Source organism: uncultured Campylobacter sp. (assembly GCF_938040115.1).
GTDB lineage: Bacteria > Campylobacterota > Campylobacteria > Campylobacterales > Campylobacteraceae > Campylobacter_A.
Genome location: NZ_CALHXD010000166.1, coordinates 1 through 15,352 on the forward strand (window position 1 = coordinate 1; position 15,352 = coordinate 15,352).

Below are 15,352 nucleotides of genomic sequence, written 5' to 3' on the forward strand. Positions count from 1 at the left end.
TAAAATTAGCCTTTTTGAAAGGACGAAATGGAGCTTTTACTTCTCTCTATCGCGCTTGCTATGGACGCGGCGGCGCTTAGCATCGCAAACGGCGCCAAATACCGCAATCTCGCGCTATCAAAGATTTTATTTATTGCGTTTGTTTTTGGATTTTTTCAGGCGGCGATGCCGCTTGCGGGCTACTTTTTGGGCGCGACGTTTGCGAGATTTATCGCGCAGATCGATCATTTTATCGCGTTTGCGATTTTGGGCTTTTTGGGCGTAAAGATGATCCGCGAAGCCTGTAGAAACGAGCCCGCGCAGGCCGTGAGCCTCGATACGAAGATGCTGCTTTCAGGCGGGTTTGCCACCAGCATCGACGCGCTAGCCGTGGGCGTGACGCTTAGCTTTACGGCCGCTGACATCTACTTTAGCGCCGCCGTGATCGGAGTAGTTTGCTTTGTGTTTAGCGTCGCGGCGTTTTACGTTGGTAAATTCGCGGGAGAGTTTTTGGAGCAAAAGGCGCTGATTTTAGGCGGCGCAATCCTCATCGCTCTTGGTTTTAAGATCCTAATCACGCACCTTTTAGATCACGGGTTTTTGAGTTAAATTTTAGATTTTGAAAGGGCGCATAAAAACGTTTAGCGAGTCCGCCGCCTTTTAACTACAGTTTTATTACGGCTACGAAATAGCCGATTTTTCGGCTATTAAATCACTTACCGGTAAGCGGATTTTTGCTATTTCCGCCGGTTTTGTATTTTTTGACGACGACGCCTTTTTTGTCAAATTCAAAAACGATTTTTTCGTCTTTGTTCCCCAAATATCCGACCTTGGAAAACTCATAATACCAAATTTCGCCGTCCCCGAGCTTTTGTTTATTTTGCGGGTATCCGATTATTCGCTCTACGTCGCTTTGTGTGCTTTTGTTTACCACTATTTGCTCCATCGTCGCCTGCGAGATATTCGTGCCTTTTTCCATAGAAAGATAGCTACAACCGCTAAGAGCAAATAAAACCACAGCCGATAAAATCGCTTTTTTCATTTTTTATCCTTTTTAAATTTTGTATATTCTAAGGGGCATTGCCGCCCGCCTTAATTTTGAGCCCTAAATTTACCTAGTCATCTCGTCTACTTTTTGGCTCGCGGCACGGCGTTTTAGTTCGTCCGAGACGGCTTTGCTAACGCATTTTTTGCCGACGGGATTAAATACCGTGCCAAGAGACTTGGCTAGCACGTAGGCGTTGGGTAGACCCACTATCGTGATAGCCTGAGCAAACGCAGAAAGCGCGACGCCAAGAGCTAGCCAAATACCCGCGCAAAGGACGTAGACTATCATCACGACGCCGCTGTAAGCTTTCCACGCCAAATTTTTATCGGCATCCAGCTGAAATTTAGCTTCGCTTATCATCTCTCTCGAAAACGGAGCGAGCAAAAATTTGCCGTATTCCATCAGCCCAAGTCCTATGGGCGCGGTAACGACTAAAAGCGTGAGGACGGTGCCTAAAACGTAAAAAATAAGGGCGACCAACCAGCCAAAGAGCACCCACCAAACGATGTTAAACAATAAACGCATTTATCTCCTTTAAATTTAAGCGTAAAAAGGCGGCAAAACCGCAACTAAAACTCAAGTATATAGAATTATATATATATATCGGGGCTTAAATTTAGCAATTATTTAAGGTTTGTAAAGATTTATAAAAGACAGAAGCAAGAAATTCGGTAAATTTGAAATTTACCCTCTGCCGCCGTAAAGCACCGCGCAAGCGCCAAGCAGGCAAATCGCGCCGCCGATTAAGTCCCATTTGGTAAAGGCTTGCTTTTCTACAAAATGCAGCCAAAGCAGTGACGAGACGATGTAGATACCGCCGTAAACGGCATAGGCGCGTCCGGCGAAGTCTAAATTTACACGCGTCAAAATATAAGCAAACGCCGCGAGCGACGCACCGCCGAGCCCCAAAAACAGCGCGCTTTTGCCCAGCCTAAAATACGCCCAAAAGCTAAAGCAGCCCAAAATCTCAAAAAACGCCGCCGCGAAATAAAGCGATATTTCTTTTAGCAAAGCCCCTCCAGATCGATCTCGATACCAACGGGGCAGTGGTCAGAGCCCGTGATATCGCTCAGGATAAACGCGTCTTTTAGGCGGTCTTTGAGGCTTGATGAAATGAAAAAATAATCAATCCTCCAGCCGACGTTTTTGGCGCGGGCGTTAAAGCGGTAGCTCCACCACGAATACGCGTCCGCCGCGTCGCCGCGCACGTGCCGAAAGGTGTCGATAAAACCGCGCGAGACGACCTCGTCCAGCCACGCGCGCTCGATAGGCAAAAAGCCCGAAGTTTTGGCGTTTGCTTTGGGGTTTTTTAGGTCTATTTCGCGGTGCGCGGTGTTTACGTCGCCGCAAAATATCACGTCTTTGCCCTGCTTTACGAGTTCGTCCGCGTAGGCTAGAAATTTAGCGTAAAAATCCATCTTGTAGGCTAAGCGCGCGTCGTCTTTTTGACCGTTTGGAAAGTAGATGTTAAAAAGCACAACGTTGCCGAATCTATGCTCCAAAACCCGCCCCTCGTCGTCGTCAAAAAACGCCGCTTTTTGCGTAACGGAGCTAAATTTAGCCAGACTCATCACGCCCGAGTATCCAGCTCTGGCCGCCGAATTTACGCTGATCTCGTTAAATCCGAGTTTATAAATCTCCGCAGGCACGTCGCTCTCGCGCACCTTAATCTCCTGAAGACCCAAAAAATCGGGTCTATGCTCCTCTAGCCAAGCAAAACCGTCTTTAGCGGCGACTGCGCGCAGTCCGTTTACGTTCCAGCTGATTAGTTTCAAATTTTATCCTTTGTTAAATTTGGAGTATTTTATCGCAAGAGCCGTAAAATAAGCTAAAATTTAGTAAAATTAGGTTCATTTTAAGGAGTAAGAAATGAAAAAAGTCATCGTTTTATCGCTCGCGCTTGCCGCGTTTTTGGGTGCGAAGGAGGTAAATACTGCCGAGATATTTTTGTCGGACGTTAAGTCTATGCACGCGTTAAAATCATTTTTAAAAAAGAATAAAAATGATATCGTAAAGCTAAAACTAAGCTACTGCGTCAATGAAAACAGCATGCAACACTTAGAAGCCGAGGCAAGCAAGCGCAAAGAGGACGAAAACTATAGTCGTCTGGGCGAAAATTTCGTTATGGCAGACGGCAGCAAAATAACCTACGAAGGAAAAAATTACGACTTTGGCGAAGGATATGACGGAGATGTAAACACAGGCATTGAATACGGCGAACTAATGCTGGACGAGCCTAACAGCAATCATCTCAAAAATATATTTTTAAAAGTTGGAGATTCAAATTTAGGGCAAATATACAAATGGGAATACGAATGGCCTGACGAAGAAGAGGGAAACAAAAAATGTAAATTTGGACAAGTCGCCCTAGACGGCGCGTTTTACGTTTATCATGAAGACGAAAATGAAAATAGTCGAGAAATGTATAAATACAACATGAGACCGGAACTTATGGGAAATGACCCGGGCGATAAATACGATGCCTTTTTTCTCGATCCTATTGCGAAAAAATACTTTAAACTGCTAGAATACAAGTAAATTTAGCGCGATGACGGAGCTAGAGAGGGAGATTTTCGGTCAAATTTTGGGCGAGAAAAAGATGGAGATCATCTTGTTTTTAGCCCAAAATTCGGACGAAAACGGCTTCATAACCGTTAAAATTTCAGATATCTGCGAGCGGACGGACGCCAGCAAGCCCACCGTCACGCAGACGATAAAACTGCTTGAAAATCGCAAAATTTTCGAGCGAGTGAAAAACGGGATTTATAGATTTAAAAATTTAAAAGAGTTGGATAAAAAATGAGGAAAATTTGGATACTAGCTGCTGCGGTTGCGCTCGCAAACGCCGCGATAGACGAGGTCGGGCTAAATGCCTGCATAAATAAAGGCGACGCCGCAAGCTGCGAAAAAACGCTCGTTGCACTAGAAAAAAGCTGCTCGAGCGGCGATGCGCTGGCTTGCTACTTTTCCGCGGAGTTTTACGCCAAAGGGCTAACTGGTTACAAAGACGGGGCAAAGGCATTTGCGATCTACAAAGACGCCTGCGCCGCAGGGAGCGCGGAGAGCTGCTACGAAGAGTCGGTGTTTTATCTAAAGGGCGACGTCGCAGAGCAAAGCTTCGAGCTATCGGGCGAGCGACTCAAAAAGGCCTGCGATCTGGGCTCAAAGCGCGCGTGCAATATACTTGAGCTAGCAAAGTGAAGCTGTTTTTGCTTGCTAAAAAACGAGCTTTAATATGCGGCAAACATACGAGCGCGGGATTAAATTTTAGCTTCAGCGTAGGATTTTAGATTATTTCTAGTTATTAAATTTGGGTAATTTGCTGCAAAAACTTCGCTCAAATTTTACAAAGCCGCTTGCAATAAATTAGACGCCTTGTTTTTGGTTATTAAATTTGAGAAATTTACGGGTTTTGCTATTTTGACAAAACCCAGATTTTGAGCGCCGAATTTGGCTTTGACGGACGGTTTTTGTTTTGCGTATCGACGGTGCGGTAGGCTGGGAATTTGATAAATTTTAGTTGGATAAATTTGAAAATTTTATGTGTTATGGACGACTAAATTTTATCGGTTTACATACTTCAACTTAGTTTTATTTGATATTTTCCAACGCTAAATTTAAAAAAGCAGATCCGAATTGACAACTATTTTTCAGAGATTTTTACCTAAAACGCGAAGATAAGTTGTTCTCAAATTTAACTTGCATGACGACTCCGTCTGCAGTAAAATTTGCATCCAAATTTAACGAAAATGTCGTATTGAAAATGACGAAATTTGAGCGAAATTTAAAATTTACAGATCGGCGTCCGAGATCGCTTCGGCCTGATAATGCGCAATCAGCGGCTCGATAATCTCGTCGAAAAGTCCCGCCGCCATTATCGCGTCGAGGCGGTAAAGCGTCAAATTTATGCGGTGGTCGCTGATGCGGTTTTGCGGGAAGTTGTAGGTGCGGATACGCCCCGAGCGGTCGCCCGTGCCGACTTGGCTTTTGCGCTCGCTGGTTTCTTTGGCTAGGCGCTCTTCTTCTTGTATCTCGTAAAGGCGCGCTTTTAGCACCTTCATCGCGGCTTCTTTGTTTTTGTGCTGGCTTTTGCCGTCTTGGTTTGTAACGACGATACCGGTTGGGATGTGAGTGATGCGTACCGCCGAGTCCGTCGTATTTACCGACTGTCCGCCGTGACCGGAGCTGCGCATAACGTCGATGCGAAGGTCGTTTGGATTTATCTCGATCTCGCTATCTTCGACCTCTGGCATGATAGCGACGGTGACTGCAGAGGTATGTACGCGGCCCTGGCTTTCAGTTTCGGGTACACGCTGGACGCGGTGAGTGCCGCCCTCAAATTTGAGCCTCGAGTACGCTCCCTTGCCCTTTATCAGCAAAATAATCTCTTTAAAGCCACCCGTGTTTCCTTCGCTTTGGCTTACGATCTCAAATTTATACCCACGAAGCTCGGCATACCTCGCATAAGCGTTAAACAAATCGCCCGCAAAAAGCGCCGCTTCGTCTCCGCCCGTACCTGCACGGATCTCTAAAAACACGTTTTTATCGTCGTTGGGATCTTTTGGAAGGAGTAAAATTTTGATCTCTTCTTCGAGATTTTCTTTTTGGGATTCGAGATTTTTGAGCTCGTCTTTGGCTAGCTCGCCAAGCTCGGCATCATCGAGCAGAGCCTTGTTCTCCTCGATGTCTGCGAGAGTTTGCAGATAGGACTTTGCAGCCGAGGCGATATCTTCTAAATTTGATTGCTCTTTTGAGAGCTTGGTCATATTTGCGATATCGTTTGTGATAGACGGATCGCTAAGCAGACGAGAGAGCTCGTCGTAGCGATCCAAAAAAGGCTGCAGTTTGTCGGCTAACATTAAAATTTAGATTAAGCAGATAGTTTGTTTACGAGTTTTGCGAGGCGTCCTACGCGGCGAGAAGCTGTTTGTTTTTTCAAAAAGCCTTTGCTAACAAAGCTATGGAAATCTTTGTTTGCCACTTTAAACGCGTTTAGCGCGGCTTCTTTATCGCCCGCCTCTACGGCTACGCGCACGGCTTTAGTGATATTTTTAAGCCTAGTGCGGTAAAATCTGTTTCTTTCAGTCCTTTTGATAGTCTGTCTGGCTCTTTTTTCAGAAGATTTATGGTTTGCCATAATGTCCCTTTTGTCATAATTTTAGTCCGTGATTATATAAAAATCAGTTTTAAAATACGCTTAATTTAAGTAAAATTTAAAGCGAGGAAATTTACAACTTAAATTTTGATATTTTTTGATAAAATAGGTCCGAAATTTAATGAATTTATGGAATTTGGCGGGCAAATTTTATCTTACCATAAATTTAAAGGCGCAGTGTTTGCCGCCCAAAAAGTTGATAAGGCTTTATATCTTGAGATAGATTTAAAAGTTGCGACGCAAAAATAAAGCGGAGCGGACTGGTCGTCCGTGAACATTTATTTTTGCTAGCCCTTTTAAATATACTCAAGAGATAAGGCCGTAGAAATTTTAAAAAAAAGGAAAGATAATGAAACTATTCGGTACCGACGGCGTCCGCGGCAAAGCCGGCGAAAAACTCTCCGCCGCAACATCCATGCGCCTTGCTATGGCTGCGGGGATATATTTTAGACAGTTTGCGTCGCATACAAACACTATTTTACTAGGCAAAGACACACGCAAAAGTGGCTACATGATCGAGACCGCCATCGTCGCGGGGCTCACGGCCGTGGGCTACAACGTCCGCCAGATCGGCCCGATGCCTACTCCCGCGATCGCGTTTCTCACCGAAGATATGCGCTGCGACGCGGGCATCATGATCAGCGCCTCGCACAACCCGTACTACGATAACGGTATTAAATTTTTTGATAGCGAAGGCAATAAACTGGGCGAAGAGGCCGAAGCGCAGATAGAAAAGATTTATTTTGACGACGAGCTCATCGAAAGGTCGCAAAAACAGATGCTAGAAATCGGCGCCGCAAAGCGCATCGACGACGTCATCGGCCGCTATATCGTGCAGATCAAAAACTCATTTCCTAAAAACCTAAGCCTACACGGGCTGCGAGTGGTTTTAGACGTCGCAAACGGCGCGGCGTACAAGGTCGCTCCGACCATCTTTAGCGAGCTTGGCGCAGAAACCATCGTCATAAACGACGAACCAAACGGCAGCAACATAAACCTAAACTGTGGCGCGCTCTATCCGCAAAATTTAGCCTCCGAAGTCGCGCGATTAAGGGCGGATCTGGGCTTTGCGTTTGACGGCGATGCCGACAGACTCGTGGTCGTAGATGAGCGCGGCGAGGTGGCAAACGGCGATAGTTTGCTAGGCGTCATGGCGGCATTTTTACAAGAAAACAAAGCCCTAAAAGGCGGCGCGGTCGTGGCTACGGTGATGAGCAACGCAGCGCTCGAAGACTACCTAAAATCCCACAAAATCAAGCTCCTGCGCGCAAACGTCGGCGACAAATACGTACTTGAAAAGATGAAAGAAAACGGCACGAATTTCGGCGGCGAACAAAGCGGCCACATCATCTTTAGCGACTACGCAAAAACGGGCGACGGGCTCGTGGCGGCGCTGCAGTTTGCGGCATTAGTGCTAAAAAAAGGCAAAAAAGCGAGCGAAATTTTAAGCGAAATAAAACCGTATCCGCAAATTTTGCTAAATTTAAAGATAACCGAGAAAAAGCCGCTTGAAAGCATCGCCGGGCTAAAAGAGCTTGAAGCAAGCCTCGCAAAAGAGGGCATCCGCTCGCTATTTCGCTACTCTGGCACCGAAAATCTCGTCAGGCTTTTGCTCGAGGGCAAGTGCGCCGACGCGCTAAAAACCCGCATGGACGAGGTCGAGAAATTTTTCCTAAAAGCGTTAAATGGCTAAAATTTTAGGCGTTTTTTTCGCGGCGTTTTTCGTCGTTTTCGCGCTCGATCAGGCGGTCAAGCAGATATTTTTGGGCGGTTTTTCGTGGCAGGGCGAGTATTTTTCGCTAGTGCTTGCATACAACCGAGGCGTGGCGTTTTCGATGTTTGCGTTTCTTGGGCAGTGGCTCAAATTTATCCAGCTAGCGCTGATCGCGGGCGTTTGCGGCTATCTGCTTTGGCGGCTTAAGCGCAAATTTGACGCGCGGACTGCGGCGAAAACGGAGCCAAATTTGACCCAAGATAGCGAAAAAAAGGAAATTTTAGAGGAGCACGCGCTAGGAGCGGGTATAATCCTGGGCGCAGGTAGTTCAAATTTGCTCGACCGCTTCGTTCACGGCGGCGTCGTGGACTACGTCTACTGGCACAAATGGTTTGAGTTTGCAATCTTTAACCTCGCAGACGTCATGATCGACGTCGGAGTCGTACTCATACTCTGGCAGAGCTTCGCCGCGGGACGAAAAGGGGCTAAAAATGGGCGATAACGTTTATATAGCCTACGCGCTTTGGCTGCTTACGGGCTGGTTTGGCGGGCATAGATTTTATCTGGGCAAATTCGTGAGCGGCTTTGCGATGATGGCGCTGTTTTTCATCGGATATAGCCTAGCTTGGGCGATCGTAGGTTACGTATTTTGGGCGCTTTGGGGCGCGTGGTGGCTCTTTGATCTGCGCTTAACCGGCGCGGCCGTCGAGAAAAATCAGAAAAAAGAAGCGCTAAAGGACAAGCTGCGCGCGCAAGACCTAGAAGAGCGGCTAAGGCGCCTCTACGAGCTGTATGAAAGCGGCGCGATAAGCAAAGAGGAATTTGAAGCGAGAAAAGAAATTTTGCTAAGGTGAAAGCCTACTAAATTTTTGAGAAATTGATCTATATTTCTAATCGCGATCGGTCAAATTTAGCGTTTTCAAGATGCGGGTCTCAGTGAATCAAATTTGCAAATTTGAATGCAAAACGATAAGGTGAAGTATTTTCTACTTCGCTGCGCTCGTAGCTTTTCAAGAAGTTCTAGACGAGGCGCTTTTAAATTTGGCGACGGGAGTTACCTCGTCGGTAATGACCGAGCCGAATTTAAAAGCCTCTGCTTGCAGTTGCGACCGCAAGGAAAGCAAAGCGAAGTATAGGGCAAAAAGACAAGCTGCTAAAATAAAAATCAAAAGGAGAAAAAATGGCAGAATATTACAACCTCATCAAGTATTTCCACTACTTGTGCTTCATCTCATGGATGGCGTTTTTGTTCTATCAGCCGCGTCTCTACGTCTATCACGCAGAAAATATGGACAAACCTGATTTTGTGCGCGTGGTTGAGGTGCAGGAGTACAAGATGTACCACTACATCGGCTGGGTCGCGCTGATCGGCACGTTTTTGACGGGCATTTTGATCATCGTCGCGATGCCAGAGCTTTTACGTAGCGGCTACATGCACGTCAAGCTCACAGTCGTCGTTATCCTCGCGGCGTTTCATCTGGATCTTGGCCGCTATATGGTGCAGCTACGCGAGAAACGCTGTAAAAAAAGCGGCATGTTCTTTCGCGCTTACAACGAAGTGCCGACCATCGCGATGGTTATCATCATCTGGATGATGGTGTATAAGCCGTTTTAACCGCGATAAATACGCGCCCCGAGGTGCGGCAAACCCGCTTCGCCTCGGGATCGAGAAGTTAAATTTATTCTTATATTTTTGAATTATATCTTGCAAATTAGGCGTATAAAATTGGCGCCTAATTTTGATTTTATTCGATCAAATTTAGACCTTGACCACATAAAAGACAATAATCCAAAATTAAATTGCTAAAATTTAAAAATCTCTCCGACCTCTACATCTAAAATTTTTGAAATTTTATAAATGTGCTCAAGGTTAAAATGTTTATCATAGCGGCAACTCTCGCAGTTTGAGTAAAATGCGACCGATTTTATATCCATACTTAGCGCCATATCAAGCTGGCTAATACCTTTATTTTCACGCAACTTACGGACGTTTGTAGAAATTTGCAGATAGAAATTTCGTATCTCGTCGGCGCCAAAAAAAGCTAAATTTTCGCCCATTATTTTATCCTATAGGTAAAGTTAAACTTAAACTTTATTTAAATAAAATCTTCAAATCTATATCCTATAGAATAAATAATTTTAAAGGAGGCCAAAGTGGCGGTAAATTTATCAAAGGGCGGTAGAGTTAGTTTGAGCAAAGAAGCTCCAGGGCTAAGCAAAATTTTAGTAGGTCTTGGATGGGATACAAATACTAGCGATACGGGAGCGGAATTTGACCTAGATGCGAGCGCGTTTTTGGTAGGAGCTTCAGGCAAAGTAGAAAACGAGAAGAATTTCGTCTTTTACAACAATCTAGTTAGCGCAGACGGCTCGGTAGTCCACACCGGCGATAACCGCACTGGAGAGGGTGACGGAGATGATGAATCCATAAAAATCGACCTAGCCAAAATTTCGCCAAACGTCAAAGAGATCGACATAGTCGTCACCATCCACGAAGCAGCCGCAAGAAGGCAAAATTTCGGTATGGTAAGAAACTCGTTTATGCGAATCGTCGATGAAAGAAGCGGCAAAGAGATAGCCAGATACGATTTAGAAGAGGATTTTTCTACCGAAACCGCAGTATCGTTCGGTAAAATTTACTTTAAAGATAACGAGTGGCGCTTTGCAGCTAACGGAAGCGGCTTTAAAGACGGACTGGCCGGATTTTGTAGGCAGTTTGGACTGGACGTATAGGGGCAAGCCATGGCGATAAATTTGGTCAAAGGACAAAAAATATCGCTCGCCAAAGACGACGGCGGGCATCTACACAGCTTTTGCGTAGGAGCAAACTGGGGCGCCATAACCGAAAAAGGCTTTTTTAGAGATAAAATAAAGCCTGTGGATTTGGATCTAAGCGCTGCGATGTTTGACTCAAACAAACAGTTTTGCGATGTGGTTTATTTTGGCAAAAAATCGGCCCCGGGCGTATTTCACAGCGGCGATGACTTGGTCGGAGACGTAGGGGGCGACGACGGACTGGATAACGAAATAATCAGCGTCGATCTTAGCCGTTTAAACTCAAACGTAGAGCAGATATTTTTCGTGCTAAATTCTTATAATCAAATCGACTTTGATAAAATTCCGTTTGCTAGTATTAGGCTTTACGAAGGCACGCCGACTAGGGTAAATAAAGTATTCGCATCATATAATATCGTACGAGACAGCGCGTTTGCTTACAAAGTAGCGATGATTTTAGGCAAGCTATATAAACGAAACGGCGAGTGGAAATTTTCGGCTATCGGCGAGCCTACGAGCGATAGGAAGCTTGATGAGCTTATTTTAAATTCTGTCGTGAAATACTTATGAAAATTTTATTTTTCTTAGTGGCTACGATTGCCATTTTAGGCACATTTGAGATAGAGGGCGGTTACGAGATCCCGCCCTCGGCGCAAACTTACGGCAATGCACCGGTAATAAGCGATGAAATGATGAAAGAGTGTGTAAAAATTTACAACAAAGCGCTTGCGATAGAAAGAGCGCTAAATTCTACTTTCGTAAATCGGTATTCAAGTGAAGAGGTAAATTTATACAATCAAAACGTCCGTATGCATTCGCAGCTCATAGACTGGTTTAATGCAAATTGCGCCGGCAAACAATCATACTCGGCGTGCAAGGCGGCTCAAGAACTAAACCGCCAAAGAGGACTTCCCGAGCAAAGTTGCGGGTATTAAGGAGAATTTTTGGATAGTTTAGAATTTCAAACAATGATCGTTTTTATCATATTTGCCGCGGCAGTATTTGCGGTAGATTTTTTTGCGCACAAAAAAGACGAAAAAATCTCGCTCAAACAAGCAGCGCTTTGGTCTATTTTTTGGATAGCCGTTTCCATAGCGTTTGGCGGATATCTGTATTTTGCGCGCGGAAGCGAAACGATGAGTCTATATTTTGCAGGGTATATTTTAGAAAAATCGTTATCCGTGGATAATTTATTTGTTATGATGGCAATCTTTTCTTGGTTCAAGATTCCTGAAATTTACCGTCATAGAGTGCTGTATTTTGGCATTATAGGCGCGGTTATATTTAGACTCGTCTTTGTAGCCGTCGGAACGAGTCTGCTCGGGATTTCGCCGTGGATGGAGTTTGTTTTTGCTGCCATGGTAGCTTATAGCGCGGTAATGATGATAAAAAAGGACGATGATGAAGAGGAGATAGAGGACTACTCAAACCACCTGGCTTACAGGGCGGTTTATAGATTTTTTCCTGTTTTTCCGCGTCTTCTAGGGCATAGCTTTTTCGTAAAAAATAGCGAGATTTCAGCTCAAATTTCAGCAGAAGAAAAGACGAAACTGCAAGATCAAATCTCCAAACTAAATGCAAAATGGATAGCTACGCCGCTATTTTTGTGTCTTTGCGTTATAGAGCTTAGCGATGTTATGTTTGCTTTTGATAGCGTTCCGGCCGTTATCGCCGTGAGTCGTGAGCCGCTTATAGTTTATTCGGCTATGATTTTTGCGATTTTGGGACTTAGGACGCTTTACTTCGTGCTAGAAGCACTAAAAGACTATTTGGTATATTTAGAAAAAGCCGTTATAGCGCTTTTGTTTTTTATCGCAGCAAAGCTCGCCCTAAACGCTTCAGCGCATATCTTTCATCACGGATTTGAGATTTCGGCACAGGTTAGCTTGTGGATCATTTTGGGGATTTTAAGCATCGGAGTTTTGGCTAGTTTATTTAAAACAAAATAGTAGAACGATCAAATTTATGCACATGACCGTTTTGATATGCTCTGTAGCCAAGTTTGAGTAAAACTCGGTACGCCTATTTTGCGCACCGAGTATAAAGTTAAATTTGTTCGAGCTTGCAAGCAAAATTAAATTTTAGCTTTATTTATTGCCTGCTCCAAATCCGCGATCAAATCATCCGAATTTTCGATACCGACAGCAAGGCGTAGCAAACCTTGAGTAATGCCGATTTTAGCTTGTAAATCCTGCGAATAAGATTCATGAGTCATTGAGGCCGGATGGCAGATTAGACTCTCTACGCCGCCAAGGCTCACGGCTAGATCAAAAAACTCCAAGCTTTTAGCAAAAATTTTATAGTCGTAGCCATCCTTTAGCTCCAGCGAGATTAGCGCGCCGATACCGCTGGCTTGGGTATTTTGGATGCGTTTTTCCTCGGCCGAAAATGAACCTGCGTAATACACGGTTTTAACGGCCGGGTTTTTTTCTAAAAATTCTATGATTTTTAGCGTATTTTCGCTTTGCCTATCAAATCTAACGCTAAGAGTTTTAAGACCCCTTATTAGATTATAAGCATCGGCAGGGCTTAGTGTCGCACCGAGAGTATTTTTCATGAAAGCTATACGCTCGGCTAGCGCATCGTCGTTCGTAGTCACGATTCCCGCAATTACGTCGGCATGTCCGCCGATATATTTCGTCGCGCTATAAACGACGATATCGGCACCAAATTTGAGGGCTTTTTGATAGTACGGCGTCAAAAAAGTATTATCGACGACGACAAGCGCGCCGTTTTTACGAGCCAGCTCGGCTAGTCTGGCGATATCCGCTACTCGCAGTAGCGGATTTGACGGCGTTTCGATAAATATCATCTTAACGTCCTCGTCCAGACGAGAGATTTTATTTAGATCTTCGACGAGCTCAAATTTGATCCCGAAATTTGCAAAAATACCGTTTGCGTAGCGGTAAGTGCCGCCGTAAACATTACTATTTAAAAGCACTTTGTCACCGCTTTTTAGCAGGTTAAAAACAGCCGATGTAGCCGCCATGCCCGAAGCTAGAGCAAATGCGTATTTGCTGTCTTCAAATTTGGCGAAAAGCTCCTCAAATGCATTTCGCGTCGGATTTGCGCTACGAGAATAGGCGTACTTTTGAAAGTCGTCCAAGCCGTCTTGCGCAAACGTCGTGGCTAGATAGATAGGCGGAACGACCGCGCCGTGAGGGTTGTTTTTAGCTTCGATACCTTTTACGATTAGCGTATCTATTTTCATTTTTTTCCTTTTAAATTTAAAAATCCATCGCCGAGATAAATTTGACTATGCGCGGCGAGTCGCTGCTGAAAAACTCCTCCGCCGTACCGTCAAATTCGATATTGCCACGCTCTAAAAATAAAATTCGATCCGCGACTTTGCGAGCGAAGTTCATATTGTGCGTGACGATGATGAGCGAGTCGCGCTCCTTGCTGAGCCCGCCGATAACCTTCAAAACCTCGGCCTCAAGCTCCGGATCAAGCGCGCTCGTGGGCTCGTCCAAAAGCAAAAAATACGGCTTCATCGCAAGCGCTCGCGCTATCGCCACTCGCTGCGACTGGCCGCCCGAGAGTCTGCTTGGATACTCGTGCTCCTTGCCCTTTAGCCCAACCTTTTCAAGTAGCGCCAGGGCCTCTTTTTCTGCCTGCTCTTTTGGGATTTTAAGTACCTGCACGGGGCCTTCCGTTACGTTTTGTAGAGCCGTTAGATGCGGAAATAGATTAAAGCTCTGAAAGACCATCCCCGTGTGCTCGCGAAAGGGCAGCATATCTTTTTGCGAAATTTTACCGGCGAAGCTTATCTTATCGCCTCCAAGCTCAAGCTCACCGCCGTCCGGGATCTCGAGTAAATTTATGCAACGCAGCAGGGTTGATTTACCCGAGCCCGAGCTTCCTAAAATAACCGTAGTCTGCCCGTCTTTAAATTCTAAATTTAAGCCGTTTAAAACGACATTATCGCCGAATTTCTTAGTCAAATTTTTAAATTTTATCATCACACGTACCTTGAAAATCTCTTCTCGAGCCTAGCTTGCAAAAACGTCAAAAACGTACAGACTATCAAGTAAAAAAGCGCGGCGAGCACGTAAAGCGTGAGCGGATCGAAGGTGCGCGCGGCGATGCGCTGAGCAACCATAAACATATCGACCATCGTGATGGAAGCCGCAAGCGAGGTGTCTTTTAGCGTGCTGATAAAGATATTTGAAAGCGGAGGCAGCGAGATACGCGCGGCTTGCGGAGCGATGATACGGCGTAAAATTTGCGAGTAGCTCATCCCGAGCGCCGTAGCGGCTTCCCACTGGCCTTTGGGAACCGAAAGCACGGCCGCCCTAACGGCTTCGGAAGCGTAAGCGCCGATATTTAGGCTGAAAGTTATGATCGCCGCGCTCCAAACATCAAGCGTAACGCCCACGATCGGCAGACCGAAATATACGATAAAAAGCTGCACCAAAAGCGGCGTGCCGCGAAATATCCAGATATAAAATTCGCTAAGTTGCTTTAAAATTTTGATATTTGCTATGCGCGCGATCGCCGTTAGCACCGCGATAAGAAGTCCCAGCGAAAAGGAGATCGCCGTAAGAGGCAGCGTCACCTTTATCATCGCTAGCGCCATAGGTTGTAGCGAGCTTAACAAAAGCTCGCTTATACGGTCAAATTCGTTCATCGCCATCTACCGCGAGACATCTTTGCCGAAATACCTGATCGAAATTTCAGC

Annotated in this window: 22 protein-coding genes; 12 read left to right on the forward strand and 10 right to left on the reverse strand. The window is 45.3% G+C overall.

What is annotated here, in order from left to right:
* Positions 1–27 precede the first annotated feature (27 nt).
* Positions 28–588 (forward strand): manganese efflux pump MntP family protein, encoded by a 561-nt coding sequence (locus Q0314_RS05885; RefSeq protein WP_298057499.1) that lies wholly within the window; start codon positions 28–30, stop codon positions 586–588.
* Between the two features lie 103 nt (positions 589–691).
* On the opposite strand, the gene bamE is transcribed toward Q0314_RS05885, so the two are convergent.
* The 4 genes from bamE to Q0314_RS05905 all read right to left on the reverse strand — a co-directional run bounded on the left by bamE (position 692) and on the right by Q0314_RS05905 (position 2,802).
* A complete protein-coding gene (gene bamE, locus Q0314_RS05890) occupies positions 692–1,021 on the reverse strand; it encodes an outer membrane protein assembly factor BamE (RefSeq protein WP_298057500.1) in 330 nt (109 codons plus the stop codon).
* Positions 1,022–1,090: 69 nt separating this feature from the next.
* Positions 1,091–1,552, reverse strand: coding sequence for a YccF domain-containing protein (locus tag Q0314_RS05895; protein ID WP_298057501.1), 462 nt, complete (start codon positions 1,550–1,552; stop codon positions 1,091–1,093).
* Positions 1,553–1,711: 159 nt separating this feature from the next.
* Positions 1,712–2,038: a YnfA family protein gene (locus tag Q0314_RS05900; protein WP_298057502.1), complete on the reverse strand. Its 327-nt coding sequence runs from the start codon at positions 2,036–2,038 to the stop codon at positions 1,712–1,714.
* Positions 2,032–2,802 carry an exodeoxyribonuclease III gene (locus Q0314_RS05905; RefSeq protein ID WP_298057504.1) on the reverse strand — a complete coding sequence of 257 codons (771 nt, stop codon included), beginning with the start codon at positions 2,800–2,802 and terminating at the stop codon, positions 2,032–2,034. The genes Q0314_RS05900 and Q0314_RS05905 overlap by 7 nt, the downstream gene beginning before the upstream one ends.
* Before the next feature lie 94 nt (positions 2,803–2,896).
* On the opposite strand from Q0314_RS05905, the gene Q0314_RS05910 reads away from it, so the two are divergent.
* Genes Q0314_RS05910 through Q0314_RS05920 form a run of 3 tightly spaced genes read left to right on the forward strand, consistent with a single transcriptional unit; the run spans position 2,897 to position 4,228 of the window.
* Positions 2,897–3,565, forward strand: a complete 669-nt coding sequence (locus tag Q0314_RS05910; protein WP_298057506.1) for a hypothetical protein — start codon at positions 2,897–2,899, stop codon at positions 3,563–3,565.
* 10 nt (positions 3,566–3,575) lie between these two features.
* A complete protein-coding gene (locus tag Q0314_RS05915) occupies positions 3,576–3,830 on the forward strand; it encodes a helix-turn-helix domain-containing protein (RefSeq protein ID WP_298057508.1) in 255 nt (84 codons plus the stop codon).
* Positions 3,827–4,228: a sel1 repeat family protein gene (locus Q0314_RS05920; RefSeq protein WP_298057509.1), complete on the forward strand. Its 402-nt coding sequence runs from the start codon at positions 3,827–3,829 to the stop codon at positions 4,226–4,228. Before Q0314_RS05915 ends, Q0314_RS05920 begins: the two co-directional genes overlap by 4 nt.
* A 590-nt stretch (positions 4,229–4,818) precedes the next feature.
* On the opposite strand, the gene prfA is transcribed toward Q0314_RS05920, so the two are convergent.
* Complete coding sequence (gene prfA / locus Q0314_RS05925) at positions 4,819–5,886, reverse strand: peptide chain release factor 1 (RefSeq protein WP_122861782.1); 1,068 nt, start codon at positions 5,884–5,886, stop codon at positions 4,819–4,821.
* Between the two features lie 11 nt (positions 5,887–5,897).
* Positions 5,898–6,164: a 30S ribosomal protein S20 gene (gene rpsT, locus Q0314_RS05930; RefSeq protein WP_002949506.1), complete on the reverse strand. Its 267-nt coding sequence runs from the start codon at positions 6,162–6,164 to the stop codon at positions 5,898–5,900.
* Positions 6,165–6,531: 367 nt separating this feature from the next.
* On the opposite strand from rpsT, the gene glmM reads away from it, so the two are divergent.
* The 4 genes from glmM (at position 6,532) to hemJ (ending at position 9,511) form a co-directional block, all read left to right on the forward strand.
* The gene (gene glmM, locus Q0314_RS05935) at positions 6,532–7,875 is read left to right on the forward strand and encodes a phosphoglucosamine mutase (RefSeq protein WP_298057512.1); all 1,344 of its coding nucleotides are present in this window, start codon (positions 6,532–6,534) and stop codon (positions 7,873–7,875) included.
* Positions 7,868–8,398: a signal peptidase II gene (locus tag Q0314_RS05940; RefSeq protein WP_002949510.1), complete on the forward strand. Its 531-nt coding sequence runs from the start codon at positions 7,868–7,870 to the stop codon at positions 8,396–8,398. The genes glmM and Q0314_RS05940 overlap by 8 nt, the downstream gene beginning before the upstream one ends.
* Positions 8,388–8,750 carry an NINE protein gene (locus Q0314_RS05945; protein WP_298057514.1) on the forward strand — a complete coding sequence of 121 codons (363 nt, stop codon included), beginning with the start codon at positions 8,388–8,390 and terminating at the stop codon, positions 8,748–8,750. Before Q0314_RS05940 ends, Q0314_RS05945 begins: the two co-directional genes overlap by 11 nt.
* 326 nt (positions 8,751–9,076) lie before the next feature.
* Complete coding sequence (hemJ, locus tag Q0314_RS05950) at positions 9,077–9,511, forward strand: protoporphyrinogen oxidase HemJ (RefSeq protein ID WP_002949512.1); 435 nt, start codon at positions 9,077–9,079, stop codon at positions 9,509–9,511.
* Positions 9,512–9,699: 188 nt separating this feature from the next.
* On the opposite strand, the gene Q0314_RS05955 is transcribed toward hemJ, so the two are convergent.
* A complete protein-coding gene (locus Q0314_RS05955; protein WP_009495614.1) occupies positions 9,700–9,954 on the reverse strand; it encodes a helix-turn-helix transcriptional regulator in 255 nt (84 codons plus the stop codon).
* 96 nt (positions 9,955–10,050) lie between these two features.
* On the opposite strand from Q0314_RS05955, the gene Q0314_RS05960 reads away from it, so the two are divergent.
* Genes Q0314_RS05960 through Q0314_RS05975 form a run of 4 tightly spaced genes read left to right on the forward strand, consistent with a single transcriptional unit; the run spans position 10,051 to position 12,620 of the window.
* A complete protein-coding gene (locus tag Q0314_RS05960) occupies positions 10,051–10,629 on the forward strand; it encodes a TerD family protein (protein ID WP_298057516.1) in 579 nt (192 codons plus the stop codon).
* Between the two features lie 9 nt (positions 10,630–10,638).
* Entirely contained in the window at positions 10,639–11,241 is a 603-nt protein-coding gene (locus Q0314_RS05965) for a TerD family protein (RefSeq protein ID WP_297939729.1), read from the forward strand.
* A complete protein-coding gene (locus tag Q0314_RS05970) occupies positions 11,238–11,606 on the forward strand; it encodes a stress protein, tellurium resistance protein TerZ (protein WP_298057517.1) in 369 nt (122 codons plus the stop codon). The genes Q0314_RS05965 and Q0314_RS05970 overlap by 4 nt, the downstream gene beginning before the upstream one ends.
* Before the next feature lie 9 nt (positions 11,607–11,615).
* The gene (locus tag Q0314_RS05975; RefSeq protein ID WP_298057518.1) at positions 11,616–12,620 is read left to right on the forward strand and encodes a TerC/Alx family metal homeostasis membrane protein; all 1,005 of its coding nucleotides are present in this window, start codon (positions 11,616–11,618) and stop codon (positions 12,618–12,620) included.
* Positions 12,621–12,745: 125 nt separating this feature from the next.
* Here Q0314_RS05975 and Q0314_RS05980 read toward each other — a convergent pair whose 3' ends face one another.
* From Q0314_RS05980 to Q0314_RS05990, 3 genes are read right to left on the reverse strand one after another with little or no spacing between them, the layout of a single operon-like run.
* The gene (locus Q0314_RS05980) at positions 12,746–13,882 is read right to left on the reverse strand and encodes a PLP-dependent aspartate aminotransferase family protein (RefSeq protein WP_298057519.1); all 1,137 of its coding nucleotides are present in this window, start codon (positions 13,880–13,882) and stop codon (positions 12,746–12,748) included.
* Between the two features lie 16 nt (positions 13,883–13,898).
* On the reverse strand, positions 13,899–14,633 hold the full coding sequence (locus Q0314_RS05985) for an amino acid ABC transporter ATP-binding protein (protein ID WP_298057520.1): 735 nt from the start codon (positions 14,631–14,633) through the stop codon (positions 13,899–13,901).
* On the reverse strand, positions 14,633–15,301 hold the full coding sequence (locus Q0314_RS05990) for an amino acid ABC transporter permease (protein WP_298057521.1): 669 nt from the start codon (positions 15,299–15,301) through the stop codon (positions 14,633–14,635). The genes Q0314_RS05985 and Q0314_RS05990 overlap by 1 nt, the downstream gene beginning before the upstream one ends.
* Positions 15,302–15,352 lie beyond the last annotated feature (51 nt).